Here is a 25477-nt window from a genome sequence, read left to right on the forward strand (position 1 = left end):
TGGCTTCCCCTTCTGTGGGGTTGGGAAAGGGTGGGCGCGGGGCGCCTCTCCCCCCCCCACCCCCGTCGGGTGGGGGGGGAAAAAGGGGGTCCGCCCTTTTTTCCCCCCCCCCCACGGCCGGCGCGCACTAGGAACGTCATGATCCGTTATGTCCTGCGACGGCTGCTCCAGCTGATCCCGGTCTTCTTCGGCACCACCTTCCTCATCTACGTCCTGGTCTGGGCCGTGCCCGGCGACCCGTTCTCGGGCAAGTGCGGCCAGACCGCCTGCCCGAAGGCCTACATCGCCCAGATGACGGAGAAGTTCCACCTCGACGACAACCTCTTCGTCCAGTACTTCAAGTACCTCGGGAGCCTGTTCACCGGCGACTGGGGCGAGACCTTCAACGGCACCTCCGTCGGCGAGCTGATCGCCACGTCGTACCCGATCACGTTGCGCCTGGCCGTGATCGCCGTGGTCATCGAGGCGCTCATCGGGCTCACCGCCGGGGTGCTGACCGGCCTGCGCGGCAAGGGTTTCCTCGACAACCTGGTCCTGGTCTCGACCACGTTCCTGATCTCGCTGCCGGTGTTCGTCACGGCGATCGTGCTGCAGCTCGCCCTGGGCAGCAACGGCCTGGGCCTGATCGAGGCGAGCGTGTCCGACAACCCGAGCGTCGGCGAGCTGATCGTGCCCGGCATCGCGCTCGGCAGCCTGTCGATGGCTTACGTCGCGAGGCTGTCGAGAACGAGCATCGCCGAAAACCGCCGTGCCGACTACGTGCGCACGGCGATCGCGAAAGGCCAGCCGAACAGCCGGGTCGTCGGCGTCCACCTGCTGCGCAACTCGGTGATCCCGGTGCTGACCTTCCTCGGCACCGACCTGGGCGCCCTGATGGGCGGCGCGATCGTCACCGAGGGCGTGTTCAACATCAACGGCCTGGGCGGGCTCATCTTCCGCGGCATCCAGAACCGGGAGAGCGCGACCGTCGTCGGCGTGGTCGTCCTGCTGGTGCTGGTGTACCTGCTGATGAGTCTCGTCGTCGACCTGCTGTACGCCGTTCTCGACCCGAGGATCCGCTATGACTGACCCGAACCTGGTGGGCGGCGGCGGTGCCGACGCGGCCGAGCTGTCGCGCATCGACGACTCCGGCACCGGCCCGCAGAAACCCCGCAGCCTGTGGAGCGACGCGTGGCGCCAGCTGCGGCGCAAGCCGGCGTTCGTCATCTCCGCCGTGATCATCCTGCTGATCGTGCTGATCGCCATCGCGCCCGGCCTGTTCAGCTCGCGGGAAGCGGGCTTCAGCGACCTGACGCACGCCAACGAAGGCCCGTCCGCGGACGCCTGGTTCGGCTACGACAACCAGGGTTACGACGTCTACGCCCGCACCATCTACGGCGCCCGCGCGTCCCTGCTGGTCGGGGTGTTCTCGACGCTGCTGACCGTCCTCTTCGGATCGCTCGTCGGCATCTTCGCCGGCTACTACGGGCGGTTCGTCGACAGCATCCTGTCGCGCTTCGGCGACATCTTCGCGGGCCTGCCGTTCGTGCTCGGCGCGATCGTCATCCTCACGACGTTCAACGCGCCCGGCTCGAACCCCGGCGCGGTGACGATCATCGTCCAGGTGGTCTGCTCCATCGCCGTGCTGAGCTGGCCGGTGGCCATGCGCATCATGCGTTCGGCGACGCTGGTGGCCAAGCAGCTCGACTACGTCAAGGCCGCGCGCGGCCTCGGCGCGAGCACCCCGCGGATCATCTTCCGGCACCTGCTGCCGAACACCCTCGCCCCGGTGCTGGTGTACGCCACCATCGCGCTCGGCGCGTTCATCGGCGCCGAAGCGACGCTGGCCTACCTCGGCATCGGCGTGCGCCCGCCGGTGATCTCGTGGGGCGTGATGATCAGCGACTCGCGGGACTACTTCCGGGTGGACCCGCACATGCTGCTGTTCCCCGGCGCCTTCGTCACCCTGACCGTGCTGGCCTTCGTGATGCTCGGTGACGGCATCCGCGACGCGCTCGATCCGAAGTCGAGGTAGATCCCCTTGTCCGACAACGAACTCCTGCTCGAAGTAGAGGATCTGCACGTCGAGTTCCGGACCTCCGACGGCGTGGCGAACGTGCTCAACGGCGTCGGCTACGCGGTGCACGCCGGGGAAACCCTGGCGGTGCTCGGCGAGTCCGGCTCCGGCAAGAGCGTCACCGCGCAGACGGTGATGGGCATCCTCGACATGCCGCCCGGCGTGATCACCGGCGGCGCGGTGCGCTGGCGCGGTGAAGACCTGCTGACCGCGTCCGACGAGCGCCGCCGCGAGGTGCGCGGCAGCGAGATCGCGATGATCTTCCAGGACGCGCTCTCCGCGCTGAACCCCGTGTTCACCGTGGGCTTCCAGATCGAGGAGCAGCTGCGCGTCCGGCTCGGGATGTCCAAGAAGGACGCCCGCAAGCGCGCGATCGAGCTGCTCGACACCGTCCGCATCCCGGCCGCGGACCGGCGGATCAAGGACTACCCGCACCAGTTCTCCGGCGGCATGCGCCAGCGCGCGATGATCGCGATGTCCCTGGCGCTCGACCCGGACCTGCTCATCGCCGACGAGCCGACCACCGCGCTCGACGTCACCGTCCAGGCCCAGATCATGGACCTCCTGGGCGAAATCCAGGCCGAACGCAAGATGGGCCTGGTACTGATCACGCACGACTTGGGCGTCGTCGCCGAAGTCGCCGACCGGATCGCGGTGATGTACGCGGGCCGGATCGTCGAGCAGGCCGACGTCGTCGAGCTGTTCCGCGCGCCCGCCCACCCCTACACCGCCGCGCTGATGGACTCCCTGCCCCGGCTCGACCTCAAAGGACAGACGCTGGAAACCATCAAGGGCCTGCCGCCGAGCCTGCTCGACATCCCGCCGGGCTGCCCGTTCCACCCGCGGTGCAAGCGAGCCGAAGACCGCTGTTCCGTCGAGGTGCCGGCGCAGCACGGCATCGGGTTCGGCCGGACCAGCGCGTGTCACTTCGCCGAAGAAGTGGTGGTGAACACCCGTGCCTGAACCCATCCTCTCGGTCTCCGACCTCAAGAAGTACTTCCCGGTGCGCACCGGCGTCCTGTTCAAGCGCACGATCGGCCAGGTCAAAGCGGTCGACGGCGTCTCGTTCGACCTGATGCCCGGCGAGACGCTCGGGGTCGTCGGCGAGTCCGGCTGCGGCAAGTCCACTTTGGCGCAGGTCCTGATGCGCCTCGAAGAGCCGACCGGCGGCAGCGCGAAGTTCGAAGGCCGCGACATCTTTTCGCTGCGCGGCAACGAACTGCGGAAGCTGCGGCGCGAGATCCAGATCGTGCTGCAGGACCCGTACACGTCGCTGAACCCGCGGATGACGGTCGGCGACATCGTCGGCGAGCCGTTCGAGATCCACTCCGAAGTGGCACCCAAGGGGTCGCGCGCGAAGAAGGTGCAGGAGCTGCTGGAGGTCGTCGGGCTCAACCCCGAGCACCTCAACCGCTACCCGCACCAGTTCTCCGGCGGGCAGCGCCAGCGCATCGGCATCGCGCGGGCGCTCGCGCTGCGGCCGAAGGTGATCATCTGCGACGAGCCGGTGTCCGCGTTGGACGTCTCGATCCAGGCGCAGGTGATGAACCTGCTCGGCGACCTGCAGGACGAGTTCGGCCTGTCCTACGTGTTCATCGCGCACGACCTTTCCGTGGTGCGGCACCTGTCCAACCGGGTCGCGGTGATGTACCTCGGCAAGATCGTCGAAATCGGGACGGACGAAGAGATCTACGAGCGACCATCCCACCCGTACACCCAGGCGCTGCTGTCCGCGGTGCCCGTCGCGGACCCGGCCGTGCGCGGGCAGCGGCAGATCATCCGGCTCGAGGGCGATGTCCCGAGTCCCCTGGATCCCCCGTCCGGGTGCCGGTTCCGCACGCGCTGCTGGAAGGCGCAGGACCGGTGCGCGACGGAAGTGCCGGAGCTGGTGCCGAGGACGGACGGTCACTTGTCAGCTTGTCACTTCGCGGAGCAGAAGTCGGTTGTTCCATAACGTACGTTTGGCCGTTGTTTGCGCTATGTCCGGTCTATACGGTGCAGGAACCGCTTTCCCGAGGAGGAGAAAAGTGAAGAGACCCAGGCTTCTCGCCGCGGCCATGGCCGTCCCGCTGTTCGGGGCGCTCTCGGCGGTCGCGGTCCCGGTCGCGTCGGCGCAGCCCGCGCTGGCCGGCCCCGCGACCGAGTTCACCGTGCTCGCCAAGGACGCACAGAGCATCGGCGCCGCCCAGCAGGCCATCCGCGCCGCGGGCGGCACCGTGCTGGAGACCAACACCGCCGTCGGCCTCATCAAGGCCAGCGCCCCGGCGACCGGATTCACCGAGCGCGTCTCGGCGGACCGGGCCGTGTTCGGCGCGGCCAAGGCCCAGGTCATCGGCTCACTGCCGAAGAACGGCAAGAAGGCCAAGAACGACGACGCCGAAAAGGAAGGCCGCGGCGGCGCCGCCAAGAAGGCCGCCGCGAACAAGGCCGTCGGGATGGACCCGCTGGACGACCAGCTCTGGGGCCTCAAGTCCGTCCGCTCGGACCTCTCGCGCACCAAGCAGGCGGGCAGCAAGCAGGTCAAGGTCGGGGTCATCGACACCGGCATCGACGGCACGCACCCGGACATCGCGCCGAACTTCGACGCGGCCGACTCGCGCAACTTCACCAAGGACATCCCGTTCGACGTCAACGGCGTCGAGGTCGACGGCCCGTGTGAGTTCCGCGGCTGCGTCGACCCGGCCAACCACGACGACGGCGGCCACGGCACGCACGTCGCCGGCACCATCGCCGCCGCGGCCAACGGCTTCGGCGTCTCCGGCGTCGCGCCGAACGTGACGCTGGTGAACATCCGCGCCGGCCAGGACTCGGGCTACTTCTTCCTGCAGCCGACCGTCGACGCGCTGACCTACGCCGGCGACGCGGGCATCGACGTCGTCAACATGAGCTTCTACACGGATCCGTGGCTGTACAACTGTGCCGCGAACCCGGCCGACTCGGCCGCGGAGCAGGCCGAGCAGCGCACGATCATCGAGGCGACCCAGCGCGCGCTGAACTACGCGCACCGCAAGGGCGTCACGATGGTGGTCGCGCTGGGCAACCAGCACACCGACCTCGGCGCGCCGCAGCCGGACACGACGAGCCCGGACTACCCGGCCAACTCGACGCACCCGCGCACGGTCGACAACAACTCGTGCCTCAACCTGCCGGTCGAGGGCAACCACACGATCGGCGTCGGCGCTTTCGGCCCGTCGCAGGCGAAGGCGGACTACTCGAACTACGGCACCGAGCAGATCTCGGTTTCCGCGCCGGGCGGCTACTTCCGCGACGGTTTCGGCACGCCGTGGTTCCGCACGGTCGAGAACGAGATCCTTTCGACGTACCCGAAGAACGTGGGTGTGGCCGAGGGCAACATCGACGCGGCGGGCAACGTGACGCCGGAAGGTGTCGCGCTCGGGGTCCAGAAGGCGACGGCGGCCGACGGCCGGGTCGGCTACTACCAGTGGCTGCAGGGCACGTCGATGGCGACCCCGCACGCGACGGGTGTCTCGGCGCTGATCGTCTCCCAGTACGGCAAGAAGTCGGGTTCCGGCTTCGGGCTGGACCCGGACAAGGTCCAGCGCGTGCTCGAGGGCACGGCGACGGAGGTCGCTTGCCCGACGCCCCGGACGGTGGACTACGTGGACGAGGGCCGCGGGCCCGAGTTCACGGCGACCTGCCAGGGTGACCCGTCGTTCAACGGCTTCTACGGCCACGGCGCGGTCGACGCGTACGCGGCGGTGACCCGCGGGACGCAGTACCTGAAGTAGCGGAATTTCCACAAAACGCCCCGGGGAGCCAACCTCCCCGGGGCGTTCCGCGTGTACTGCGGGACCGAGGGGGAGGTTTCGGGTGGACGTGAGTGAGCCGGCGTTGCCGGTGGATCCGAGAATGCCGGGCGAGCCGACGCTGCTCGAGGTGGGCCGCACGCGGCTGTGGCTGGGCCGTCGCGGGGTGCGGGTGTGGCTGCCGACCCGGCTGCTCGCCTTGCGTGTCGGCGGGCGCGGCCTCGGTGGTCAGGGAATACCCGCCTTCGCCATCGTCGTCGCGGTCTTGTGGTCGGTCGTGTGGTTCGTGTTCGAGGAGGCGGACCTGCCGGGTTCGGTGGCGGCGGAGGCGGTGCTCGTCGCCGTGTTCCTGGCGCTGCGGTGGCGCCGGGTGCAGAGCCGGGAACAGTTCGCCGAGCGCCTGGCCGGCACCGGCGCACCGCCCCCGTTCCGGTCGGCGGCGAAGCGGGTGGGCTGGTGGTACCTCGCCTCGGCGGCGATCACGTTCGTCGGCGGGGCGGCACTGTGCGCGGCGGCGTTCCTCACCGAGCCGCGGTTCACCTGGAAGCACTGGTACCCGCCGTTCGTGGAGGTCGGGCTGCGCACGGTGGCGCTGGCGCTGGGTGCCGGCGTGACCGCGTGGGTGCTCGGCCGGGTGCTCCGCGCACCGGTGATCGCGGAAGACGAGGCTTCCCGGCTGGTCGACGAACTGCTGCGGGCCGAGGACCCGTACCGGTTCGCCCCGTGCGCCGTCTACGCCGTGCTGGCGATGCCGGTGTTCGTGGTCGACTGGGCCACGCCCGGCTGGCTGGGCTGGTCGGCGCTCGCGTACCTCGTCGTGGTGCTGGGGACGCAGCTGACCGGCTGGCTGCTGGTCCGCCGCCGGTACCGGTGGCTGCCGCCGGGTTTCTACGGCCGGTAAACCTCTTCGTCCGCTTGTGCGTGTTCTTCCCGAGGCGAGGGGGAACGGTGAGCGAACAAGTACCGAGCCACGGCGAGGTGGTGCGGGCCGTGGACTGGCTGGGCACGCACGGCGTCCGGGTGCGCAACCCGACGCTGCTGCTGGCGACGCGGCTCGGCATCCGCGGAGGTGCGCGGACGCGGGTCCTGCTGGTCCGGCTGGCGGTGCTCATGCCGATCGCGCTCGGTTGCGCGGTCGGCTACCAGTGCCTGCAGTACCTGCCCGGCGTGCGCGGGGTAGAGATGACCGAGAGCAAGATCCTTTACTTCATCTCCTTCGGGTTCCAGGGTGCGACCTGGCTCGCCTTCCGGCGGCGGGACCGGCAGGCCGCGGCCGTGGTGGGCACCCGGGCACTCGACCGGCCGCGGCCGTCGTGGCGCGAACTGGTGGACGGCTGGTACCTCGCGGCCGCCGTGGTGACTTTCGCGGGTGGTGCCGCGCTCGGGGCGACGATGTTCTTCGCGACGCCGTACCGGACCTACGCCTGGAGCTGGCTCGGTGTGCTGGGGCCGGCTGCGGCCTTCTTCGCGATGGCGGGGCCGGCGCTCCACGCCTTCCCGGTGCTCCTCGACCTGGTGACAACGAACCGTCAGCCGCCCGGGTGCACGCCGTGGCCGGTCCGGGAAGACGTCCGATGATCACGTTGTCGGCGCGGGAGAAGGCCACGGTCGGGTGGCTCGAGCGGCGCGGGATCCGGGTGACCGAGCCGACGACGCTGCTGACGTCGCGACTGAGCGTCCGCTGCGGGAAGCGGTCGCCGGACGCCGTCGCCCCGGTCTTCCTCGTGAACGTGCTGATGGTCTTCGGCATGCTCGGGTACCAGTTCCTGCTGCTCCTGCTCGTCGAAGACCACGACGACCTGCCCGAGTTCGGGTTCGGCGTCTTCGTCTTCGCCGCGGTCGTGTCGATGACGTGGTTGCGCGTCCACTACGGTGACCGGGAAGCGGCCTTGGCGCTGGGGGATCGGCGCCTGGACCAGCCGCGCCCGCCGTGGCGGGAGGTGCTGAGCGGCTGGTACCTGCTCTCGCTGACGGTCACGTTCGGCGGCGGTGCCGTTCTCTTCGCCGTCCTGGCGGCCACCGGCTCGGTCTGGGCATGGTGCTGGCTCCCGCTGCCGGCGCTGGGCGCGATCGTGGAGGCGGCGGTCCTGACCGGCGTGCTCCGGCGGCCGGTGATCGCCGAAGACGAAGGCTCGCTGGCAGTCGACGTCGTGACGCGGCTCGAAGACGTCCAGCTGACCATGCCGTCGCTCTTCGCGCTGCCGGTGGTCGCCGAACTCGTGGTCGCCGACCTGCCGGGTGAGCCGTGGCTGATCGGTTACGTCGTGCTCGCGGTCGCCACGCACGTCGTCGCGTGGTTCGCGCAGCGGCGGCGGATTCCCGCACTGCCCACCGACGGGTACTACGGGGAGACGGTGTGAGCAACGGCGGCCGGCGAAACGCACCCGCCGGTGGCCGGACGCGGCCGGTCGCCCCAACGGCTGGTTCCTCGCCGCCGCGGCGCCGGCCTACGGCGGCGGCGCGGCCCTCGCGATCTCGATGCTTTCGGCGGCACCGGTCTACGCCACCGGCCGGCTGAACCTGATCGCTTACCTCCGGGGCCGTCGTCCGCTGCCGCCGGGCCGCTACGGCGACCCGCTGCCGGAGCAGGCGGAGGTCGACTGGTCGCCCCCGAAAGCCGGGTGACACCGGTCCCCGGAGCACGACCACTCCAGGGACCGGTGAAGGTCAGCGGTTCGAGGCCTTCTTGACGAACTTCGCGAGGTCCTTCGCCTGCTGCACCCGCGTCGGCTCGTGGACGTACATCATGTGCCCGGCCGGGTAGTACGCCGTGTCGATGTTGTCGCGCAGCTCCTCCGGGATCTGCAGGTGGGCCAGCACGTGCTCGGCCGCGAAGTAGGCCGTCGCGCCGTCGTAGTGGCCGAACGCCACGTGGACCTGCAGGTGCGGGTTCGCGCGCATCGCCGCGCTCAGCGAGTCGACCACCGACACCGAGCGGCCCTCGAAGTCCGAGTACGACCACGCCTTGAACGTGTCCTCGTGGATCAGCTCGTACGGCAGGTCGTTCTCGTACCCGAGCTCGGCCCGCACGTAGTGGTTGAACGCCGCCGCGTACGCGCCGATCACTCGGGAGATCGACGGGTCGTCGCTCATGTGCTCGCGGCCGCCGTCGGGCTCCCACGTCGTGAAGCGGCCGTCCATCCGGCCGACCGTCAGGCCGCGGTCGCGCAGCAGCTCGGTGAAGAACCGGACGTGCTCGATCCGCAGGTTCACCCGGTCCACATAGGACTCGGTGAGCCCGGTCAGCGACGCCAGCGTGGCGACCGCCTCCGCCCGGTCCTGAGTGGACAGCCGCGCGCCGCGCGAAAGCACGTACGGCAGCTCCTTCGCCGCGAAGTCCTCGGCGTCGGCCAGGACGTCGTCGAGCGGCCGGTCGCCGTGCAGGCCGTGGTAGTGCGCGATCGCCGCGTACGTCGGCAAGTACAGCGAGTACGGCAGGTCGTTGCCCTCGGTGAACCGCAGCGTGCCGAGGTCGAGCACCGAGGAGATCAGCAGCAGGCCGTTGAGGTAGAGCCCGTGCCGGTCCTGCAGGTGCGCGGCCAGCCCGGCGGCGCGCAGCGTGCCGTACGACTCGCCGGCCAGGAACTTCGGCGACAGCCAGCGCTGGTGCCGGGACACCCACAGCCGGATGATCTCGCCGACCGACTCGATGTCGCCCTTGAAGCCGTGGAAGTCCTTCGTCTCCTCGCCGCCCGAAACGCGCGAGTAGCCGGTCGACACCGGGTCGATGAACACCAGGTCGCTGTGCGCCAGCAGCGTCTCGGGGTTGTCGGCCAGCCCGTACGGCGGCGGCACGAGGTCGTCGACGTCGCCCGAGAGCACCCGGCGCGGCCCCAGCAGGCCCATGTGCAGCCAGATGCTCGACGAGCCGGGGCCGCCGTTGAAGGCGAACGTCACCGGCCGCGTGCCCGGATCGGCGTCGTCGAGGGTGTAGGAGGTGAGGAACACCTCCGCCTTCGCCTTGTGCCCCTCCGACTTGCCGTCCTTGACGATCTCCTTGCGGAGGACGATCCGGCCCGCCTTCGCCGTGTACGCGAGCTTCTTCCGCTTCACGGTGATCGTGTGCTGGGTCGTGACGATGTCGTCGGTCGGCTCGGCCGGGATCTCGGTCGCTTCCGAGGGAGATCCAGCCTTCTTCTCGGGGGCCTCTTCGGGGGTCGTGTCCGCCATGGACCCAACCTAGTTGTGGCAGGGTGACCTGGTGCACACCGGGGACTGGCCGGCGACGGCCGAAGACGCGCTCGCCGTGCAGGAACGGCTGCGCGGCCGGGTCGACCTCACCGACGACCTCCCCGAGGCGGGAGTGGCCGGCGCCGAGGTCGAGCACCGGGCTGCCGTGCCGACCGTAACCTCGGAGACCCGGAAGCGGACGGGGCGCGCGCGAGCCAGGGTCACGGGCAAGGCCGGTCCGTACGCTCTCCACGAGGTGCAGCCGGTGTCGATCCCGCTGGACCAGCAGCGCGGCGTGCTGGGCGACGGCAGCCACGGTGCCGCGCAGTCTCGGCGCTTCGCCTTCGCCCGCCGCGCCAGCCTGCTGACCGGGTGCCCGGCGTCCGGCATCCTCGAGCCCTGGTCCGTCGATGGGCGCGACGAGTCCGATCTGCACTGCCCCCGGGTGCCCCCGGTCGGCTCGGTCGGGCGATTCCACGACGGCAGCAGGCCCGGGTACCTCGCGACCGGTCACCGCAGCGTGGTCCACACCGGCTGCTTGACCTCGGGCTCCTGCCTGCGCGAGTCCCGACTGCCGACCGATCGGGCGGCGCTGGCATGAGGTCGCTGGCCGAGCTGGACGCCGCCGTGGCCGGGTGCCGCGCCTGCCCGCGGCTGGTGACCTGGCGCGAAGGCGTCGCCGGCACAAAGGCGGCCTTCCGCGGCGAGGAGTACTGGGCGCGGCCCGTGCCGGGCTTCGGGCCGCCGGACGCGTCGATCGCCGTGGTGGGGCTCGCGCCCTCGGCGCACGGCGCGAACCGCACCGGCCGGATGTTCACCGGTGACCCATCGGGTGACTTCCTCTTCCGGGTGCTGCACGAGGTCGGGCTCGCGTCGCAGCCGACGTCGGAGCGGCTCGGCGACGGCCTCGAGCTCTACCGGACGCGGCTCGTCTCGCCGGTGCGCTGCGCCCCGCCGGAGAACAAGCCGACGCCGGCCGAGCGCGACACGTGCCGTCCGTGGCTCGCGGAGGAACTGGCGCTGTTACGTCCGACACTGCGCGCGATCGTCGTGCTCGGCGCGTTCGGCTGGCAGGCGTTACTGCCCGTGCTCGCCGAGGCCGGCTGGCCGGTGCCGCGACCTCGTCCGGTCTTCGCGCACGGCGCCGTCGTGGAACTGGACGACCTGCGGCTTTTCGGCTGTTATCACGTATCGCCGCGCAATGTCCAGACTCGGCTCGTGACCCACGCCATGGTGGCCGACGTCTTCCGTGCCGCGACCTCGGTGACAGGGCCGGACTGAATCGTTACGGAAACCGCAGCGACGCTGGTCACAGCCGGATGGGGTCCCCGAGCGAGGTGCTCCGGAAGGTGTCACCATGAGGACATGGCTGCTGCGAAGTCGAAGTCGGAACCGACTCGGATCCTCGTCCTCGGTGGTGGGTACGTCGGGCTCTACACGGCGTACGGCCTCCAGAAGATGCTCCGGGCCAACGAGGCCTCCGTGACCGTCGTTGACCCGCAGCCCCACATGACCTACGCGCCGTTCCTCCCGGAGGCCGCGGCCGGCGCGATCGAACCCCGGCACGTGGTCGTGCCGCTGCGTCGCGTGCTCAAGCGCTGCCACGTGCTGACCGCGCGCGTCACCAAGATCGAGAACGAGAAGAAGTCGGTCACGGTCGAGGCGGCCGACGGCCACATCGAGCAGCTCGGCTACGACATCCTCGTCGTCGCGCTCGGCGCCGTCGCGCGGATCCTCCCGATCCCGGGCCTGGTCGAAGAGGGCATCGCCTTCAAGACCATCGGCGAGGCGATCTACCTCCGCAACCACATCATGACCAAGCTCGACGAGGCCGCCAGCACGCTGGACCCCGAGCTGCGCAAGCGCCTGCTGACGTTCACCGTCGTCGGCGGCGGGTTCGCCGGCATCGAGGCGCTGGCCGAGCTCGAGGACATGACCCGGTTCGCGGTGGAGAACTACTACCCGAACATCCAGCCGTCCGACGTCCGCTGGGTGCTCGTCGAGGCCGCCGGGCGGATCCTGCCCGAGGTCCGGGAGACCCTGGGCGTGTACACGGTCGAGCAGCTGGAGAAGCGCGGCATCGAGGTGTACCTGTCGACGGCGGCGAAGTCGTTCGAGAACGGTCACGTCGTGCTCTCGGACGGCACGGAGTTCGACACCGACACGATCATCTGGACCGCGGGTGTGAAGGCCAACCCGGTGGTGGGCCAGTCGGACCTGCCGGTCGACAAGCGCGGCCGCCTCGAGGCGACGGCCGCCATGCAGGTCGTCGGCCACCCGGACGTGTGGACCGCGGGCGACAACGCGGCGATCCCGGACCTCTCCCGCACGGAGGAGGACCCGACGGCGACGTGCCCGCCGAACGCGCAGCACGCGGTCCGCCAGGCGACGCTGCTGGCGAAGAACATCATCAAGGTGCTCCGCGGCGGCAAGCCGAAGGACTACTACCACAAGAACCTCGGCGCTGTCGCCAGCCTCGGCCTGCACAAGGGCGTGGCCGACGCGCTGAACCTGAAGATCAAGGGCTTCCCGGCGTGGCTCTTCCACCGCGCGTACCACCTCAAGGCGATGCCGACGTGGAACCGCAAGATCCGCATCCTGTTCGACTGGATCCTCGGTGGGCTGTTCCGGCGTGAGGTGATCTCGCTCGGGCAGATCAACAACCCGAAGGACGAGTTCGCGCGCGTCTCGAAGTCCTGACCTTCCTTCGCTGAGAGCCCCCCGGTCGTGATGGCCGGGGGCTTTCGTCGTTTTCGGGGCTATTGCAGGGAAATGACCGGCTGTGTGCCGGTGAGCGACATGGTCTGGACAACTGGGCCGCTGAGCGGGTAAACCCTTTCTTCACAACGCGGAATAAGTCCGCTCCGGCTCCTCTCCCCACGGTCCCCCTTGGAGCTCTTCATGTCCTTTTCCCGTACCAGAGCGGCACTCGTGGCGGCATTGCCCGTCGTCGCCGCTCTCGCTCTGACACCGTCCACCGCCGAGGCGGCCGGCCCGGCTTTCCCCGCCCACTACGCGGCGCCGTACCTGCAGATCAGCGACGCCGACGCCGGCCAGATGGCCGCCGACATGAACGCGACCGGCACGAAGTTCTTCACGCTGGCGTTCCTGACGCCGCAGTCCGGCTGCACGCCGGTGTGGGAGGCGAACGGCACCGGCGTCGGCTCGTTCAAGGCGCAGATCAGCGCCCTGCAGGCGGCGGGCGGCAACGTGATCCCGTCGTTCGGCGGCGCCGAGGGCGGCGAGCTGGCCCAGACCTGCACGAACACGGCCAGCCTGACATCGGCGTACGCCAACGTCGTGAACACCTACGGCACCCCGCGCCTGGACTTCGACATCGAGGGCGGCGTCCTGAACGACACGGCGTCGAACCAGCGCCGCAACTCGGCGCTGGCCGCGCTGCAGCAGCAGAACCCGGCGGTCCAGGTCGACTACACCCTCGCCGTCGACCCGACGGGTATCCCGTCGAACGAGCTCGACCTCCTGCGCGACGCGAAGAGCAAGGGCGTCAAGGTCAGCGTGGTCAACCTGATGGTGATGGACTTCTACGACGGCCAGCCGGTCCTGAGCGACGCCCTCTCGGCGGCGCGCGCATCGGCGTCGCAACTGGCGAGCCTGTACGGGATCTCGACGTCGGCGGCGTACGCGATGATGGGCCTGACGCCGATCGCCGGCCGCAACGACGACGGCGCGCAGTTCAGCCAGTCGGACGCCCAGCAGCTGGAGACGTTCGCTTCTCAGAATGGCGTCGCGGAGCTGTCGTTCTGGGAGCTCCAGGACTACGACCGCGCGACGGGGTACGCGTACTCGCGGATCTTCAACGCGATCACGGGCGGCACGACAACACCGCCTTCTTCGGGTGGCACGATCACCGGCTACGGCGGCAAGTGCGTGGACGTGGCGGGCGCTTCTGCCGCCAACGGAACCGTGGTCGACCTGTACACGTGCAACGGGACGAACGCCCAGCAGTGGACTGCTTCTTCGGGAACCTTGCGAGCACTCGGCAAGTGCCTGGACGTCGCCTCGGCGGGAACAGCGAACGGATCTCGCGTCCAGCTGTACGACTGCAACGGAACGGGCGCCCAGCAGTGGACGGCATCGGGAAGCCAGCTGGTGAACCCGGCATCGGGCAAGTGCCTGGACGCAACGGGCCCGAGTTCGGCGGACGGAACACCGCTGCAGATCTGGACGTGCACGGGAGCGGCGAACCAGTCGTGGACCCTGCACTGACGACCATCACCTAGAGTGTGCGGTGCCCCCGTAGCCCAACTGGCAGAGGCAGTCGACTTAAAATCGACAAAGTGCGGGTTCGAACCCCGTCGGGGGCACCACGCCTCGCTCACCGCGCACCGATCAGGTTTTCGCGCCGCGGCCGTCTCTACGTGTGGGATCGACACACAGGAGGCCGGCATGACGCGGAAACTGACCTTCGGCATGAACGTGACCCTGGACGGCTACATCGCCGCGCCGGGCGATGACCTTGGCTGGAGTGGGAGTGAGGGACCGGACTCGTCGCCGAGTGATGAGCTGTTCCAGTGGTGGTCCGATCGGGTGGCGGCGACGGGCCTGGCTCTGTATGGGCGCAAGCTGTGGGAGGCGATGAGTTCCCACTGGCCGACCGCCGACCGGCAGCCCGGCGCCACCTCGGCGGCGATCGAGTACGCCCGCCGGTGGCGGGACATGCCGAAGGTGGTGTTCTCCTCGACCATCGACGACGTCGACTGGAACACCCGCCTGGTCACCGGCGACGCGGTCGCCGAGATCAGCCGGCTCAAGGCCGAGGACGGCGGCCCGATGGACATCGGCGGCGCGACGCTCGCCGGGGCTGCCGTGCGGGCCGGGCTTGTCGACGAGTACGTGCTGGTCACCGTGCCGGTCCTGGTGGGCGGCGGCACGCCGTTCTTCACCGCGCTGGACAGGTGGGTACACCTCAACCTCGTGGAGACCCGGACGTTTCCCGGCGGCGTGGTGCTGACCCGTTACGAGACGAAGCGATGAGCGCGGGACAGGATCACAGCGTCGGGGGCAGGTCCAGCCATGGCTTGCCGGTGGCGTCGAATCCGGTGAGCTCGGCGATCTTGCCGTCGACGACGTGCAGGACCGCGATGGCGAACAGCCGGTACTCCGGGTTGTCGGGGGTGCGGAGGTACAGCGCGGCGGCCGGCATGCGGTTGACCGTCGTGGGGATGCCGCGCCAGTCGTCGTGGCCGGGCTGGAAGAGCCCGCCGGAGACCCAGCCGTCCACCGCGTCCTTGGCCGTCGTGGTCAAGGTGCCCGCCTCGGGCAGCATCGCGAAGCGCAGGTCGTCGCGCAGCAGGGACGTCAGCCCCGCGAGGTCGTTGCGCTCGTGGGCGTCGATGTAGGACTTCACCACGTCGCGCTCGTCATGCGACAGCTCGGGGTTCCGCCAGTCGAGGCGGCGGCCGGGCAGCTGTTCGCGCATCGTCACGCGCGCCCGCTGCAGTGCGCTGGTCACCGAGGCGACGGTCAGCTCGAGGGCGTCGGCGGTCTTCGACGCCGGCCAGCCGAGGACGTCACGCAGGATGAGCACCGCCCGCTGCCGCGGCGGCAGGTGCTGGACGGCGACGATGAACGCCAGCTCGATCGTCTCCCGCGCCACCACCGATTCCTGCGGGTCCTCGGGAAGCATCCGGTCGGGATACGGCTGCAGGTACAGCACCTCGGAGTCCGCCAGCCCGGACGGCACGGGTGTGCGGTCCTTGCGCTTGTCCAGGAAGTCGAGGCAGGCGTTCGTCGCGATCCGGTACAGCCAGGTCCGCAGCGCGGCGTGGCCTTTGAACGTCTCCCGCTTGTTCCACGCTCGCAGGAACGTCTCCTGCGTCATGTCCTGGGCGTCCTCGTAGTTCGCGAGCATCCGGTAGCAGTGCACCTGCAGCTCACGCCGGTGGCGCTCCGTGATGAGCGCGAACCGCGCCGGATCGCCCGAGCGGACCGCCGCGATGAACGTGGCTTCGTCGGCGGCCGGCGGCCTGGCGTCGGTCATGGTCGTCAATCCTTCCACCGGTGTGCGGGGCTACCAGAACTGACGACGTGGCGGAGGATTTCTGATCGGTGTCGGCGGCTATCGGGCGAGCCGGTCGGCGAGGGGGCCGCCCTCGCGGAGCAGGTGGCCCAGGGCCTCGAGCGGCTCGGGAACGAGGCTGTACCAGCTCCAGGTGCCGCGGCGCTCGCGCGTGAGGACGCCGGCCGTGACGAGGACCCGCAGGTGGTGGCTCAGCGACGGCTGCGGCATGGCGAAGTCCGCGGCGAGGTCGCAGAAGCACGCTTCGCCGCCGGGGGAGTGCCGGATCAGGGACACGAGCCGGATCCGGACCGGGTCGGACAGGGCCTTGAACAGCTTCGCGGCCGTCTCGGCCTCGGCATCCGTGACGACGGCGGCGGGCTCGGCCAGCAGGAGAGTCACCGGCTTCGCCCGGACGTGACCGTTGTGCGCGGCCATGACTCCTCCTCGACGGCCGGGTGATCCCGATCGTACCTCAGCTGGATTGACAAGAGTCGATCCAAGCGTCTTCAATTGCATCGGCGGACTTCGATCCAGCCGGTCCGCTCGACTCCGGAAGGACCGTTCATGTCCCGCACTCCCGAGGTGCTGTTCGTCTGCGTGCACAACGCCGGCCGCTCGCAGATGGCCGCCGCGCTGCTGCAGCACTACGCGCTCGGCCGGATCGCCGTGCGGTCGGCCGGGTCCGAACCGGCTGACAAAGTCAATCCCGCCGCCGCCGAGGCGCTCGCCGAGTGGGGCCTGGACATCACCGCCGAGGTGCCGGCCAAGCTGTCCACAGAGGACGTCGAAGCCTCCGACGTCGTCATCACCATGGGCTGCGGCGACACCTGCCCGATCTTTCCCGGCAAGCGATATCTGGACTGGCCCCTCGACGACCCGGCCGGGCAGGGTGTCGACGCCGTCCGCCCGATCCGCGACGAGATCGACCGCCGCGTCCGCGGGCTCGTCGCCGAGCTTCTCGACAACTCGCCAGGAGATCAGGTCCGTGACTCAGACCGCTGACGCCGACGTTCTGCACCGACTGTCCTTCCTGGACCGGTTCCTGCCCGTCTGGATCATCGCCGCGATGGCCGCCGGGCTGGGTCTCGGCAGCGTGATCCCCGGCCTGCAAGGCGTACTGGAAGCCGTGAAGATCGGGCAGGTGTCGCTGCCGATCGCGCTCGGCCTGCTGCTGATGATGTACCCGGTGCTGGCGAAGGTCCGCTACGACAAGCTCGACACCGTCACCCGCGACAAGCGCACCATGGTCCTGTCGCTGGTCCTGAACTGGATTCTCGGCCCTGCCTTGATGTTCGCGCTCGCGTGGCTGCTGTTGCCGGACCTGCCGGCGTACCGGACCGGGCTGATCATCGTCGGGCTCGCGCGCTGCATCGCCATGGTGATCATCTGGAACGACCTCGCCTGCGGTGACCGCGAAGCCGCCGCGGTGCTGGTCGCGCTGAACTCCGTGTTCCAGGTGATCATGTTCGGCGTGCTGGGCTGGTTCTACCTCGACCTGCTGCCCGGCTGGCTCGGTCTCGACACGACCAGCGTCAGCTTCTCGCCGTGGGAGATCGCGCTGAGCGTGGTCATCTTCCTCGGCATCCCGCTCGCCGCCGGCTACCTGTCGCGGCGGATCGGGGAGCGCAGCAAGGGCCGCGAGTGGTACGAGGGCGAGTTCCTCCCGAAGATCGGCCCGATCGCGCTGTACGGGCTGCTGTTCACGATCATCGTGCTCTTCGCGCTGCAGGGGGGAACGATCACCTCGCGGCCGCTGGACGTCGCCCGGATCGCGCTGCCGTTACTGGCCTACTTCGCGATCATGTGGGGCGGCGGTTACCTGCTCGGCAAAGCCTCGGGGCTGTCCTACGCGCGCACGACGACGCTGGCGTTTACAGCCGCGGGCAACAACTTCGAGCTGGCGATCGCGGTGGCGATCGGCGTGTTCGGCGTGACGTCCGGCCAGGCCCTCGCGGGTGTGGTCGGCCCGCTGATCGAGGTACCCGTACTGGTCGGCTTGGTGTACGTGAGCCTGTGGCTGCGCAAACGCTGGGTCGAGAAGACCCCGCAACCGAGGATTCACCGCCTCCGAGCCAGCCGGCCGGCCGACTGAGGGCGGATTCAGCTTGTCGGTGAGATGCTCGTCCGGGGCACCCGGAAGGTTGGGCGATGGACCGGCAGGCTGTGCACGAGCAGTGGGAACAGGACCGCGCGACGTTCCATGAGCTGATGGCCGCCGCGACGACGGCGGATCTGCGCCGCCGGTCGGACGGCACCCGGTGGACCAACCAGCAGCTGTTGTTCCACCTGGTGTTCGGCTACCAGATCGTGCGCGCGCTGCTGGTGCTGGTCCGGGTGTTCGGGCGCCTGCCGGACCCGGTGAGCCGCGGGTTCGCCGCGGTGCTGAACGTGGCGACGCCGCCGTTCCACGTGATCAACTACCTCGGTTCCTGCGGAGGCGGCTTGATCGGACCCCGCCGGGCGGCGCGCTGGCTCGACCACATCATCGCCTCGCTCCACCGAAGCCTGGATCGGGCCGACGACGCGGGCTTGGCGCGCGGGATGCACTATCCGCCTCGCTGGGACCCGTTCTTCCAGCCGTACATGACCCTCGCCGACCTCTACCGCTATCCGGCCCGGCATTTCGCCTTCCACCAGCGCCAGCTCACCCTCAGCCGGTGATCGGAGCCACCAGCTGCCGGACCGTGGCGACGACGAGCCGGGTCGCCGCGACGAGGGTGCCGGTCTCGACGCGGCCGGGGGTCTCGGCCGGGGTCTGGTAGCCGGGCATGCCCATGCCGATCCCGAGCGCGGGAAGGCCGGCCGCGGCGTAGCGGCGGTTGTCCGACGCCATCGCGCCGGCCCGCAGCGGGACTCCGGTCTCGCGGCCGGCCTGGTCGAGCGCGGCCAGCAGCGCGTGGGCCGGACCGCCGGCTTCGACGGCCGCGGCGTCGCCGAGCTTGGCTGCGCCGTCGAGGTTGATCACCACCGTGCCGGGCGCCACGGCCGGAGCGTGGTGAGCGGAGCCGCGCGCGCCGGCTTCCTCGGCGTCGAGGAACGCCACCGCGAGCCCCGCGCCGTCCGGCATGGCCGGTGCGAGGAGACGGGCGGCTTCGAGAACAGCGGCGACACCGGAGGCGTTGTCGGCCGCGGCGGGCAGCCGCTGGTCCGGATCGTCGCCGACGCCGTCGAAGTGCGCGGTGAGCAAGACGGTCAACCCCTGCGCGGCAGGTTGGCGGAGCACGCCGTGCACGTTCGAGCCGATGATGTCGACCGTGCGCAGCGGGACCGACGCGGACACCGTCGGCGCTTCGGCCAGCTGCCGGTGCAGCTCGGTGCGGACCGCGAGGACCGGAAGGTCGCCGGGCGGCGGGCCGGCGATCATCTTCGGCATCCAGCCGGCTTCGTCGGTCCCACGCGGCACCAGCAGACCCACCGCGCCCTCGCGGGATGCTCGCGCCGAAACCCCCAGGTCCGGCGCGAGCACCCAACGACCACCCAGCTCCTCCGCATCGGCGCGCACCAGCTCGCCGGTGACCGGTGCGGGCAGGTCCGCGGACGCGAGGTGTTCCACGAAATCCCGGCGGTGCACCAGCGCCCGGCCATCCCAGGTGAGCTGGGGCGTGCGGTAGAGCTCCCGCACGCCGGGCACCGGGAACTCGTCGGTGGTGACCGTCGCGCCGATCGCCCGCAGCTGCCCGGCGAGCCAGGTGGCGGCCGCACGGCCGCCCGCGGTGCCGACCCGGCGGCCGGTGAAGCGGTCCTCGGCCAGGGTGGTGACCGTGGTCCGCAGCCGGGCACCGGAGACGGCCGGTGCGGGGCGGGTCGTGGTCATCCGCAGCAGCCGGCGCCGTCGGCTTCGGCGGCCGGGTCGCAGCAGGTGCCGGCCGCGGTCGCGGTCTCGGTGGTGCCGCAGCACGTTGTCGCGGTCGCCGTGGCGGGCGCGGAGCCGCAACAGCCGCCGGAAGCGGGCGGGGTGAAGGCCTCGGCCGGGTCGCCGGCGAATCCGCCGACCGTCTCGTTGGTCATCGAACCTCCTTGTGGTGGTTGAGGTTTCAGAAGCGGGAGGACAGCCGCAGCGCTTGGGTGCGGGCCCGGTCGAGCAGCGCGTCGGCGCGGCACCGGCCGGTGCAGACCTGCGCGCAGGACTCGCAGAACTCCACCGTCGCGGTGGTGCGGAACAGGCGTCGGATCAGCGTGATCATGAGCCCACCTTATCTAGATGATTATCTAATCAACGGTCCTGAGTTTGCCGCTTGATTAGATGGATGTCAATATAGACAGGTGGCTGAACAGAGGATCGAGTTGCCGGTGATCTCCGACGGGTGCTGCGAGCCGCTGGTCGCCGCACCGCTGTCCGCCGAGCAGGCGGCCGACCTGGCCAAGGCGTTCAAGGCCTTGGGCGACCCGGTGCGCCTGCGGTTGCTGTCGCTGATCACCTCGGCCGAGGGCGAGAGCTGCGTCTGCGACCTGACCGCGGCGTTCGACCTCACCGGGCCGACCATCTCGCACCACCTGAAGGTGCTGCGCGAAGCCGGCCTGGTCGACAGCGAACGCCGCGGGACCTGGGTGTACTACCGGCCTCGCGTGAAGGACCTCGGGCAGCTGAGCGCCCTGCTGGCCGCCCCGGGCCTGGCCCCGGCCTGACGGCCCGTCACGCGCGAGCGGGCCGGGAGCACCTCGCACGCGCGCCGCCGCGGTCGTGACGCGGGCGTCCGTTTCCGTGCTCGCTCATGGGGTTCTCCTGGACGGGTTGCCGGCCATGGCCAGCGCGGCGGCCGCGGTGTTGACCGCGGCGAGGACGAGGAAAGCGTGGGCGTAGCCGCCGAGCACGCCGGCGAAGGCCGCGCCCGCGAACGGGGCCAGTGCCATGGTGATGGTCATCGGCGCGGACATCAGCCCGTTGAGCCGTCCATAGTGGACAGCCCCCCAGCGGTCGGTGATCGCGGTGGCCTGCAGCAGCGTGAACACCCCGCGGGCCATCCCGGCCACGACCGTCGCGGCGATCAAGGCGACCACCGAGGTCAGGACCGACAGCAGGGCTGTGGTGACCGACGTGGCCAGCAAGATCAGCCCCGTGCGGGCGCGGACGTTCGTGCGCCGCGACAGCGTGGCGTACCCGAGGCGGCCGAGGACCTGCCCGGCGCCGCCAAGGCCGAGGGCGACCGCGGCGATCCCGGGACTGACGCCGCGCTCGGTCAGCAGCGGCACCAGGTTCACCACGACGGCGAACGCCGAGAACGTCGTCATGCTCAGCGCCACGACCAGCACCACGAACGCGCCACTGCGGGCGATCCGCCGTGGATCGGCGTGCTCCGCCGGCGGAAGCCCGGCCTCCGGCCACGGACCCTTCAGCCCCCACGCGTGCAACGGGATGGTGATCGCCGCCAGGACCAACGCGAGCACCAGGTAGGTGTGGCGCCAGTCCAAGTGCGCCGCCAGGAGTGCGGTGACCGGCGCGAACACGGTGCTCGCCAGACCGCCGGCCAGGGTGAGGACGGTCAGCGCGGACACCCGCCGCGGCCCGTACCAGCGGGTCAACGCCGCGAACGCCGGCGGGTACAGCACCCCGCTCATCGCCGCACCGGCCACCGCCCACGCGATGACGAACCACGCGAGATTCTGCGCCGTCGCGATCGCGACCAGCGCGCACACCCCCAGTACCGAGCCGGTGGTCATCACGGCGCGGGGCCCGCGCCGGTCCAGCCATCGCCCGACCGGGATCCCCGCCACGGCGGTGACCAGCTGCGCTCCGGACAGCGCCGCGACCACCGCCGTGGTCGGCCAGCCGGTCGCGTGGGCGATGTCCGGGGCGAGCACCGGGAAGGCGTAGTAGAGGATTCCCCAGCTGGTGATCTGCGTGACGCACAAGATCGCGAGCACCCGGTGCAGCCCCGACCTGCTCAAGGACGTGGCGCCCGTGCTCGCCGGCACCGGGTCAGTGCGACGCGGCGGGCGGCGCCGACAGCGTCAGCACTTCCGGCTCGGGAGCGCCGCAGCACCCGCCTGCGGCAGGCGCGGCTTCGTCGAACAGGCCGGCACCACCGCAGACCCCGGTCTCCGCCATGATCAGCTCGACCCGGGCGGCCGCCTCGTGATCGCCGGCGAAGGCGGCCGCGATGCTGCGGACCTGCTCGTAGCCGGTCTGGGCGAGGAACGTCGGCGCGCGGCCGTAGCTCTTCATCCCGGCCAGGTAGAAGTTCCGCTCCGGGTGGGACAGTTCCTTCGCGCCATGCGGGTAGACCGTGCCGCAGGAATGCACGTTCGGGTCGACCAGCGGGGCCAGCGCGACCGGCGCTTGCAGCGTCGGGTCCAGCTCCAGGCGGATCTCCGACAGCCACGACAGCTCGGGCCGGAACCCGGTCAGCGCGATCACCTCCTCGACGTCCCCGATCCGGCGCCCGTCGGCCGAAACCAGCGCGATCGATCCGCCGGTGCGCTCGACCGCTTCGGTGCGGAAGCCGGTCACGACCGTGACGAGCCCGGCGTCGACCGCCTCCTTCGCGCGCAGGCCGAGTGCCCCACGGGCCGGCAACTGGTCGGCTTCACCGCCGCCGAAGGTGTCTCCGATGCCGCCGCGGCGCAGCACCCAGGTGATCCGCGTGTCCCCGCCGAGCGCGGCCAGCGCGACCAGCGCCGTCAGCGCGGAGTGCCCGCTGCCCGCCACGACCACGTGCTTGCCCGCGTACCGCGCGCGCTCGGCGGCGAGGTCCGGGACCCGGTAGGAGATCCGGTCGGCCGCGGCGCGCTCGCCGATCGCCGGCAGGCCCTCGCCACCTAGGGGATTCGGGGTCGTCCACGTCCCGGACGCGTCGATCACCGCCCGGGCCAGGACGCGCCCTTCGCCGTCGGCGGTGCGGACGTGCACAGAGAACGGCTCGTCGTCGCGGCCGCTGTCGACGATCCGGTCCCGGCCCCGCCGCGCGACCCCCACCACTTCGGTACCGAAGCGGACGCGGTCGCCGAGTGCTTCGGCGAGCGGCCGCAGGTAGTGCTGTGCCCACTCGCGGCCCGTCGGGTAACTGCCGGCGTCCGGACGGGTCCAGCCGGTCGGCTCGAGCAGGCGTGCGGCCGCGGGGGCGGCCAGCTCCGGCCACGAGGAGAACAGCCGGACGTGGTTCCACTCCGCCACCGCGGCGCCGGCCTGGGCGCCACGTTCGAGCACCAGCGGCTCGAGGCCGCGTTCCAGCAGCTCGGCGGCCGCGGCGAGTCCTACCGGGCCGGCGCCCACGACGACAACAGGCAACTCGTCCATCCCCAGATCCTTTCATCGATACTGCTCGATGGAGCCTGCCGAGCAATGTATCGACCGTCATCGATTGACGCAACCATCGATCACCGTCAATACTCGACGGCATGACGACGATCCTGCCGGTCACGCCGCCGGTGCTGCCCGACGCCGAGGCCGCCACGTACGCGGAGTGGTTCTCCTGCCTGGCCGAGCCGACGCGGGTCAAGATCCTGCACGCCGTGGCGACCGCGAACCGCGAGCTCACCATCGGCGGGCTGACCGAGATCATGGGCATCAGCCAGGGCAACGTGTCCCACCACGTCCGCAAGCTGGCCGACGTCGGGTTCCTGCTCCTGCGGAAACGGGGCACCGCCACCGTCGTCACGGTCAACGAAGCCTGCTGTGTCGGACTCCCGCACGCGGCTGACGCGGTCATGGGCCTGCTCGCGCCGCGGCCCTGCTGCCCCGAAGACGTCCCGGACGACGTCGTCGTGCGCCCTCTCGGCCGACGAGATTGGGGTGCGGTCCGGCGCATCTACGCCGAAGGCATCGCCACCGGTATCGCCACGTTCGAAACCGCGGTGCCCAGCCGAGACGAGCTGCACGCGAAGTGGCTGCCCGGTCACCGCTGGGTCGCCGAGATCGACGGCGAGGTCGTCGGCTGGGCCGCCGCCGCGCCGGTGTCCGCGCGGGAGTGCTACTCCGGCGTCGCCGAGACTTCGGTCTACGTCGGTGAAGGCCACCGAGGCCGCGGCGTCGGCAAAGCCCTCATCCGCACGCAGGTCACGGAAGCCGACGCCGCCGGGCTCTGGACGCTGCAGACGTCCGTCTTCACCGAGAACCGCGCCTCGATCGCCCTGCACCGCGCGGCCGGCTACCGGACCCTCGGTGTCCGGGAACGCATCGCGTGGCGCGACGGTGTCTGGCACGACACCGTGTTCCTCGAACGCCGAGGCCCGGTCGGCTGAGCCGGCGGCCCGCGCCCCGTCAGGCGTGCACGGTGACCGGGAACTTCGCCGGCCCGCGCAGGTTGATCCGGCCGTTCCACGTCAGCTCGCCCGCGAAGCGCAGCTCCGGGAACCGCTGAACCAGCCGGCTGACGGCGACCTGGTCTTCGAGCCGGGCCAGTGCCGCGCCGAGGCAGTGGTGCGGCCCCGCACCGAACGACACCTGGTGGCGCGCGTTCGGCCGGTCCAGGCGCAGCTCGGCGGCGTCCGGGCCGAAGAAGCGCTCGTCGCGGTTCGCCGAACCCAAGCACGCCAGCACGAACGTGCCCGCCGGGATCTCCTTGCCCGCCACTTCGTACGGGGACGTCGTGATCCGGCGGGTCTGCTGGACCGGGGAGTCGTAGCGGAGGAACTCCTCCACCGCGTTCGCGGCGAGATCCGGCTGTGCCCTCAGCAAAGCCAGCTGCGAGGGGTTGCGCAGCAACGCGTTGACGCCGTTGGCGATCAGGTTGACCGTCGTCTCGTGGCCGGCCACGTAGAGCAGGACCACCTGGGCGACCAGCTCGTCGCCGTCGAGGACCTGGCCGTCGTGCTCGGCCTGGATCAGGGCCGAGAGCAGGTCGTCCGCCGGGTGGTCGCGCTTCCAGGCGATCACCTCGCGCGTGATCGCCGTCAGCTCCGCGTCCGCCGCCATGATCGCGCGGGCCGTCTCCTCGTCGGCGACGACCTCCAAGGACCGCACCAGGGTTCCGCTCAGCTCCCGGATCCGGGAGTGGTCCGTCGGCGGCATGCCGAGCATCTCGGAGATCACCGCGAACGGCAGCGGGAACGCCAGCTCCTCGACCAGGTCCGAGTCGCCTTTTTCGGCCATGCGATCGAGTGCGGCGTCCACGAGGCCGACGATCTTCGGCTCCAAAGCGGCGATCGCGCGGCGGGTGAACACCTTCGTCACCAGCGAGCGCAGCCGCGTGTGGTCGGGCGGGTCGCGGTCGAGCATCGAGAGGTTCAGCGCGCCCCGATCGGCGTCCGGGGTGAACGCGGTGGCCTGGTCGAGGAACGGCCCGGGCGCCAGGTTCCCGATTTCCACCGACAGGCCGGCCTTCAGCAGCGCCGAGACGTCTTCGTAGCGCGTGACGAACCAGAACCCCAGCGGGTGCTCCTGCACCGGGTCCTCGTCGCGCAGCGTCTTGTACTGCTCGTACGGGTTTTCGAAGAAGCCGGGCGCGAACGGGTTGAACAGGAGCTCGTTGACGTCGGTCATGGCAACCCCCACATGCACTGTGTCGGTGACATGCGCAGTGT

Annotated in this window: 28 protein-coding genes and 1 tRNA gene; 20 read left to right on the forward strand and 9 right to left on the reverse strand. The window is 70.5% G+C overall.

Annotated features, from left to right (window positions below; all coding sequences use genetic code 11):
• Nucleotides 1-138: 138 nt before the first annotated feature.
• From ACZ4TR_RS07250 to ACZ4TR_RS07290, 9 genes are all read left to right on the forward strand, one after another.
• A complete protein-coding gene (locus ACZ4TR_RS07250; protein WP_364524052.1) occupies nt 139-1068 on the forward strand; it encodes an ABC transporter permease in 930 nt (309 codons plus the stop codon).
• Nucleotides 1061-2014, forward strand: coding sequence for an ABC transporter permease (locus ACZ4TR_RS07255; RefSeq protein ID WP_364524054.1), 954 nt, complete (start codon nt 1061-1063; stop codon nt 2012-2014). The genes ACZ4TR_RS07250 and ACZ4TR_RS07255 overlap by 8 nt, the downstream gene beginning before the upstream one ends.
• 6 nt (nt 2015-2020) lie before the next feature.
• A complete protein-coding gene (locus tag ACZ4TR_RS07260; RefSeq protein ID WP_465286157.1) occupies nt 2021-3019 on the forward strand; it encodes an ABC transporter ATP-binding protein in 999 nt (332 codons plus the stop codon).
• Nucleotides 3012-4010, forward strand: a complete 999-nt coding sequence (locus tag ACZ4TR_RS07265; protein WP_465286158.1) for an ABC transporter ATP-binding protein — start codon at nt 3012-3014, stop codon at nt 4008-4010. The genes ACZ4TR_RS07260 and ACZ4TR_RS07265 overlap by 8 nt, the downstream gene beginning before the upstream one ends.
• A gap of 103 nt (nt 4011-4113) precedes the next feature.
• Nucleotides 4114-5805: a S8 family serine peptidase gene (locus ACZ4TR_RS07270; protein ID WP_465286313.1), complete on the forward strand. Its 1692-nt coding sequence runs from the start codon at nt 4114-4116 to the stop codon at nt 5803-5805.
• 82 nt (nt 5806-5887) lie between these two features.
• On the forward strand, nt 5888-6724 hold the full coding sequence (locus ACZ4TR_RS07275; RefSeq protein ID WP_465286159.1) for a hypothetical protein: 837 nt from the start codon (nt 5888-5890) through the stop codon (nt 6722-6724).
• Between the two features lie 47 nt (nt 6725-6771).
• On the forward strand, nt 6772-7401 hold the full coding sequence (locus ACZ4TR_RS07280; RefSeq protein ID WP_465286160.1) for a hypothetical protein: 630 nt from the start codon (nt 6772-6774) through the stop codon (nt 7399-7401).
• Nucleotides 7398-8183, forward strand: a complete 786-nt coding sequence (locus tag ACZ4TR_RS07285; RefSeq protein ID WP_465286161.1) for a hypothetical protein — start codon at nt 7398-7400, stop codon at nt 8181-8183. The genes ACZ4TR_RS07280 and ACZ4TR_RS07285 overlap by 4 nt, the downstream gene beginning before the upstream one ends.
• 118 nt (nt 8184-8301) lie before the next feature.
• Complete coding sequence (locus ACZ4TR_RS07290; protein WP_465286162.1) at nt 8302-8448, forward strand: hypothetical protein; 147 nt, start codon at nt 8302-8304, stop codon at nt 8446-8448.
• A gap of 42 nt (nt 8449-8490) precedes the next feature.
• Here ACZ4TR_RS07290 and ACZ4TR_RS07295 read toward each other — a convergent pair whose 3' ends face one another.
• Nucleotides 8491-9993: a S10 family peptidase gene (locus ACZ4TR_RS07295; protein WP_465286163.1), complete on the reverse strand. Its 1503-nt coding sequence runs from the start codon at nt 9991-9993 to the stop codon at nt 8491-8493.
• Nucleotides 9994-10024: 31 nt separating this feature from the next.
• On the opposite strand from ACZ4TR_RS07295, the gene ACZ4TR_RS07300 reads away from it, so the two are divergent.
• The 6 genes from ACZ4TR_RS07300 (at nt 10025) to ACZ4TR_RS07325 (ending at nt 14991) form a co-directional block, all read left to right on the forward strand.
• On the forward strand, nt 10025-10594 hold the full coding sequence (locus tag ACZ4TR_RS07300; RefSeq protein WP_465286164.1) for a hypothetical protein: 570 nt from the start codon (nt 10025-10027) through the stop codon (nt 10592-10594).
• The gene (locus tag ACZ4TR_RS07305; protein ID WP_465286165.1) at nt 10591-11274 is read left to right on the forward strand and encodes a uracil-DNA glycosylase; all 684 of its coding nucleotides are present in this window, start codon (nt 10591-10593) and stop codon (nt 11272-11274) included. The genes ACZ4TR_RS07300 and ACZ4TR_RS07305 overlap by 4 nt, the downstream gene beginning before the upstream one ends.
• An 84-nt stretch (nt 11275-11358) precedes the next feature.
• On the forward strand, nt 11359-12693 hold the full coding sequence (locus ACZ4TR_RS07310) for an NAD(P)/FAD-dependent oxidoreductase (protein WP_364524069.1): 1335 nt from the start codon (nt 11359-11361) through the stop codon (nt 12691-12693).
• A gap of 201 nt (nt 12694-12894) precedes the next feature.
• Nucleotides 12895-14223, forward strand: a complete 1329-nt coding sequence (locus ACZ4TR_RS07315; protein WP_465286166.1) for a ricin-type beta-trefoil lectin domain protein — start codon at nt 12895-12897, stop codon at nt 14221-14223.
• Between the two features lie 24 nt (nt 14224-14247).
• Nucleotides 14248-14324, forward strand: a tRNA-Leu gene (locus tag ACZ4TR_RS07320).
• 79 nt (nt 14325-14403) lie between these two features.
• The gene (locus ACZ4TR_RS07325; protein WP_465286167.1) at nt 14404-14991 is read left to right on the forward strand and encodes a dihydrofolate reductase family protein; all 588 of its coding nucleotides are present in this window, start codon (nt 14404-14406) and stop codon (nt 14989-14991) included.
• A gap of 13 nt (nt 14992-15004) precedes the next feature.
• Here the strand turns inward: ACZ4TR_RS07325 and ACZ4TR_RS07330 are convergent, their stop codons facing one another.
• Both ACZ4TR_RS07330 and ACZ4TR_RS07335 read right to left on the reverse strand, forming a co-directional pair.
• Entirely contained in the window at nt 15005-15997 is a 993-nt protein-coding gene (locus tag ACZ4TR_RS07330; protein ID WP_465286168.1) for an RNA polymerase subunit sigma-70, read from the reverse strand.
• Between the two features lie 78 nt (nt 15998-16075).
• Nucleotides 16076-16453: an ArsR/SmtB family transcription factor gene (locus ACZ4TR_RS07335; protein WP_465286169.1), complete on the reverse strand. Its 378-nt coding sequence runs from the start codon at nt 16451-16453 to the stop codon at nt 16076-16078.
• 129 nt (nt 16454-16582) lie between these two features.
• On the opposite strand from ACZ4TR_RS07335, the gene ACZ4TR_RS07340 reads away from it, so the two are divergent.
• Genes ACZ4TR_RS07340 through ACZ4TR_RS07350 form a run of 3 tightly spaced genes read left to right on the forward strand, consistent with a single transcriptional unit; the run spans nt 16583 to nt 18679 of the window.
• Complete coding sequence (locus ACZ4TR_RS07340) at nt 16583-17020, forward strand: arsenate-mycothiol transferase ArsC (RefSeq protein ID WP_465286170.1); 438 nt, start codon at nt 16583-16585, stop codon at nt 17018-17020.
• Nucleotides 17004-18110, forward strand: coding sequence for an ACR3 family arsenite efflux transporter (arsB, locus tag ACZ4TR_RS07345; protein WP_465286171.1), 1107 nt, complete (start codon nt 17004-17006; stop codon nt 18108-18110). Before ACZ4TR_RS07340 ends, arsB begins: the two co-directional genes overlap by 17 nt.
• A gap of 56 nt (nt 18111-18166) precedes the next feature.
• Nucleotides 18167-18679 (forward strand): DinB family protein, encoded by a 513-nt coding sequence (locus ACZ4TR_RS07350; protein ID WP_465286172.1) that lies wholly within the window; start codon nt 18167-18169, stop codon nt 18677-18679.
• Here ACZ4TR_RS07350 and ACZ4TR_RS07355 read toward each other — a convergent pair.
• Genes ACZ4TR_RS07355 through ACZ4TR_RS07365 form a run of 3 tightly spaced genes read right to left on the reverse strand, consistent with a single transcriptional unit; the run spans nt 18669 to nt 20202 of the window.
• The gene (locus ACZ4TR_RS07355) at nt 18669-19832 is read right to left on the reverse strand and encodes a M28 family metallopeptidase (RefSeq protein ID WP_465286173.1); all 1164 of its coding nucleotides are present in this window, start codon (nt 19830-19832) and stop codon (nt 18669-18671) included. The genes ACZ4TR_RS07350 and ACZ4TR_RS07355 overlap by 11 nt on opposite strands.
• Entirely contained in the window at nt 19829-20026 is a 198-nt protein-coding gene (locus ACZ4TR_RS07360; RefSeq protein WP_465286174.1) for a hypothetical protein, read from the reverse strand. The genes ACZ4TR_RS07355 and ACZ4TR_RS07360 overlap by 4 nt, the downstream gene beginning before the upstream one ends.
• A gap of 26 nt (nt 20027-20052) precedes the next feature.
• Nucleotides 20053-20202 (reverse strand): hypothetical protein, encoded by a 150-nt coding sequence (locus tag ACZ4TR_RS07365; protein WP_465286175.1) that lies wholly within the window; start codon nt 20200-20202, stop codon nt 20053-20055.
• 79 nt (nt 20203-20281) lie between these two features.
• On the opposite strand from ACZ4TR_RS07365, the gene ACZ4TR_RS07370 reads away from it, so the two are divergent.
• Nucleotides 20282-20644 carry an ArsR/SmtB family transcription factor gene (locus tag ACZ4TR_RS07370; RefSeq protein ID WP_465286176.1) on the forward strand — a complete coding sequence of 121 codons (363 nt, stop codon included), beginning with the start codon at nt 20282-20284 and terminating at the stop codon, nt 20642-20644.
• Nucleotides 20645-20728: 84 nt separating this feature from the next.
• Here the strand turns inward: ACZ4TR_RS07370 and ACZ4TR_RS07375 are convergent, their stop codons facing one another.
• Both ACZ4TR_RS07375 and ACZ4TR_RS07380 read right to left on the reverse strand, forming a co-directional pair.
• Nucleotides 20729-21931: an MFS transporter gene (locus ACZ4TR_RS07375; protein WP_465286177.1), complete on the reverse strand. Its 1203-nt coding sequence runs from the start codon at nt 21929-21931 to the stop codon at nt 20729-20731.
• A gap of 4 nt (nt 21932-21935) precedes the next feature.
• Nucleotides 21936-23252: an FAD-dependent oxidoreductase gene (locus tag ACZ4TR_RS07380; protein WP_465286178.1), complete on the reverse strand. Its 1317-nt coding sequence runs from the start codon at nt 23250-23252 to the stop codon at nt 21936-21938.
• A 101-nt stretch (nt 23253-23353) separates the two neighbouring features.
• Between ACZ4TR_RS07380 and ACZ4TR_RS07385 the strand changes: the two genes are divergently transcribed.
• Nucleotides 23354-24196 carry a GNAT family N-acetyltransferase gene (locus tag ACZ4TR_RS07385; RefSeq protein WP_465286179.1) on the forward strand — a complete coding sequence of 281 codons (843 nt, stop codon included), beginning with the start codon at nt 23354-23356 and terminating at the stop codon, nt 24194-24196.
• Nucleotides 24197-24215: 19 nt separating this feature from the next.
• Here ACZ4TR_RS07385 and ACZ4TR_RS07390 read toward each other — a convergent pair whose 3' ends face one another.
• Complete coding sequence (locus ACZ4TR_RS07390) at nt 24216-25436, reverse strand: cytochrome P450 (protein WP_465286180.1); 1221 nt, start codon at nt 25434-25436, stop codon at nt 24216-24218.
• Nucleotides 25437-25477 lie beyond the last annotated feature (41 nt).

Source organism: Amycolatopsis sp. NPDC028719, from assembly GCF_055565395.1.

Bases quoted from the DNA above. Each gene is read 5' to 3' on its own strand.
- ACZ4TR_RS07250 (WP_364524052.1), top strand. From the start codon at position 139: ATGATCCGTTATGTCCTGCGACGGCTGCTCCAGCTGATCCCGGTCTTC.
- ACZ4TR_RS07255 (WP_364524054.1), top strand. From the start codon at position 1,061: ATGACTGACCCGAACCTGGTGGGCGGCGGCGGTGCCGACGCGGCCGAG.
- ACZ4TR_RS07270 (WP_465286313.1), top strand. From the start codon at position 4,114: ATGGCCGTCCCGCTGTTCGGGGCGCTCTCGGCGGTCGCGGTCCCGGTC.
- ACZ4TR_RS07285 (WP_465286161.1), top strand. From the start codon at position 7,398: ATGATCACGTTGTCGGCGCGGGAGAAGGCCACGGTCGGGTGGCTCGAG.
- ACZ4TR_RS07290 (WP_465286162.1), top strand. From the start codon at position 8,302: ATGCTTTCGGCGGCACCGGTCTACGCCACCGGCCGGCTGAACCTGATC.
- ACZ4TR_RS07295 (WP_465286163.1), bottom strand. From the start codon at position 9,993: ATGGCGGACACGACCCCCGAAGAGGCCCCCGAGAAGAAGGCTGGATCT.
- ACZ4TR_RS07305 (WP_465286165.1), top strand. From the start codon at position 10,591: ATGAGGTCGCTGGCCGAGCTGGACGCCGCCGTGGCCGGGTGCCGCGCC.
- ACZ4TR_RS07310 (WP_364524069.1), top strand. From the start codon at position 11,359: ATGGCTGCTGCGAAGTCGAAGTCGGAACCGACTCGGATCCTCGTCCTC.
- ACZ4TR_RS07315 (WP_465286166.1), top strand. From the start codon at position 12,895: ATGTCCTTTTCCCGTACCAGAGCGGCACTCGTGGCGGCATTGCCCGTC.
- ACZ4TR_RS07325 (WP_465286167.1), top strand. From the start codon at position 14,404: ATGACGCGGAAACTGACCTTCGGCATGAACGTGACCCTGGACGGCTAC.
- ACZ4TR_RS07330 (WP_465286168.1), bottom strand. From the start codon at position 15,997: ATGACCGACGCCAGGCCGCCGGCCGCCGACGAAGCCACGTTCATCGCG.
- ACZ4TR_RS07335 (WP_465286169.1), bottom strand. From the start codon at position 16,453: ATGGCCGCGCACAACGGTCACGTCCGGGCGAAGCCGGTGACTCTCCTG.
- ACZ4TR_RS07340 (WP_465286170.1), top strand. From the start codon at position 16,583: ATGTCCCGCACTCCCGAGGTGCTGTTCGTCTGCGTGCACAACGCCGGC.
- ACZ4TR_RS07350 (WP_465286172.1), top strand. From the start codon at position 18,167: ATGGACCGGCAGGCTGTGCACGAGCAGTGGGAACAGGACCGCGCGACG.
- ACZ4TR_RS07355 (WP_465286173.1), bottom strand. From the start codon at position 19,832: ATGACCACGACCCGCCCCGCACCGGCCGTCTCCGGTGCCCGGCTGCGG.
- ACZ4TR_RS07360 (WP_465286174.1), bottom strand. From the start codon at position 20,026: ATGACCAACGAGACGGTCGGCGGATTCGCCGGCGACCCGGCCGAGGCC.
- ACZ4TR_RS07365 (WP_465286175.1), bottom strand. From the start codon at position 20,202: ATGATCACGCTGATCCGACGCCTGTTCCGCACCACCGCGACGGTGGAG.
- ACZ4TR_RS07380 (WP_465286178.1), bottom strand. From the start codon at position 23,252: ATGGACGAGTTGCCTGTTGTCGTCGTGGGCGCCGGCCCGGTAGGACTC.
- ACZ4TR_RS07385 (WP_465286179.1), top strand. From the start codon at position 23,354: ATGACGACGATCCTGCCGGTCACGCCGCCGGTGCTGCCCGACGCCGAG.
- ACZ4TR_RS07390 (WP_465286180.1), bottom strand. From the start codon at position 25,436: ATGACCGACGTCAACGAGCTCCTGTTCAACCCGTTCGCGCCCGGCTTC.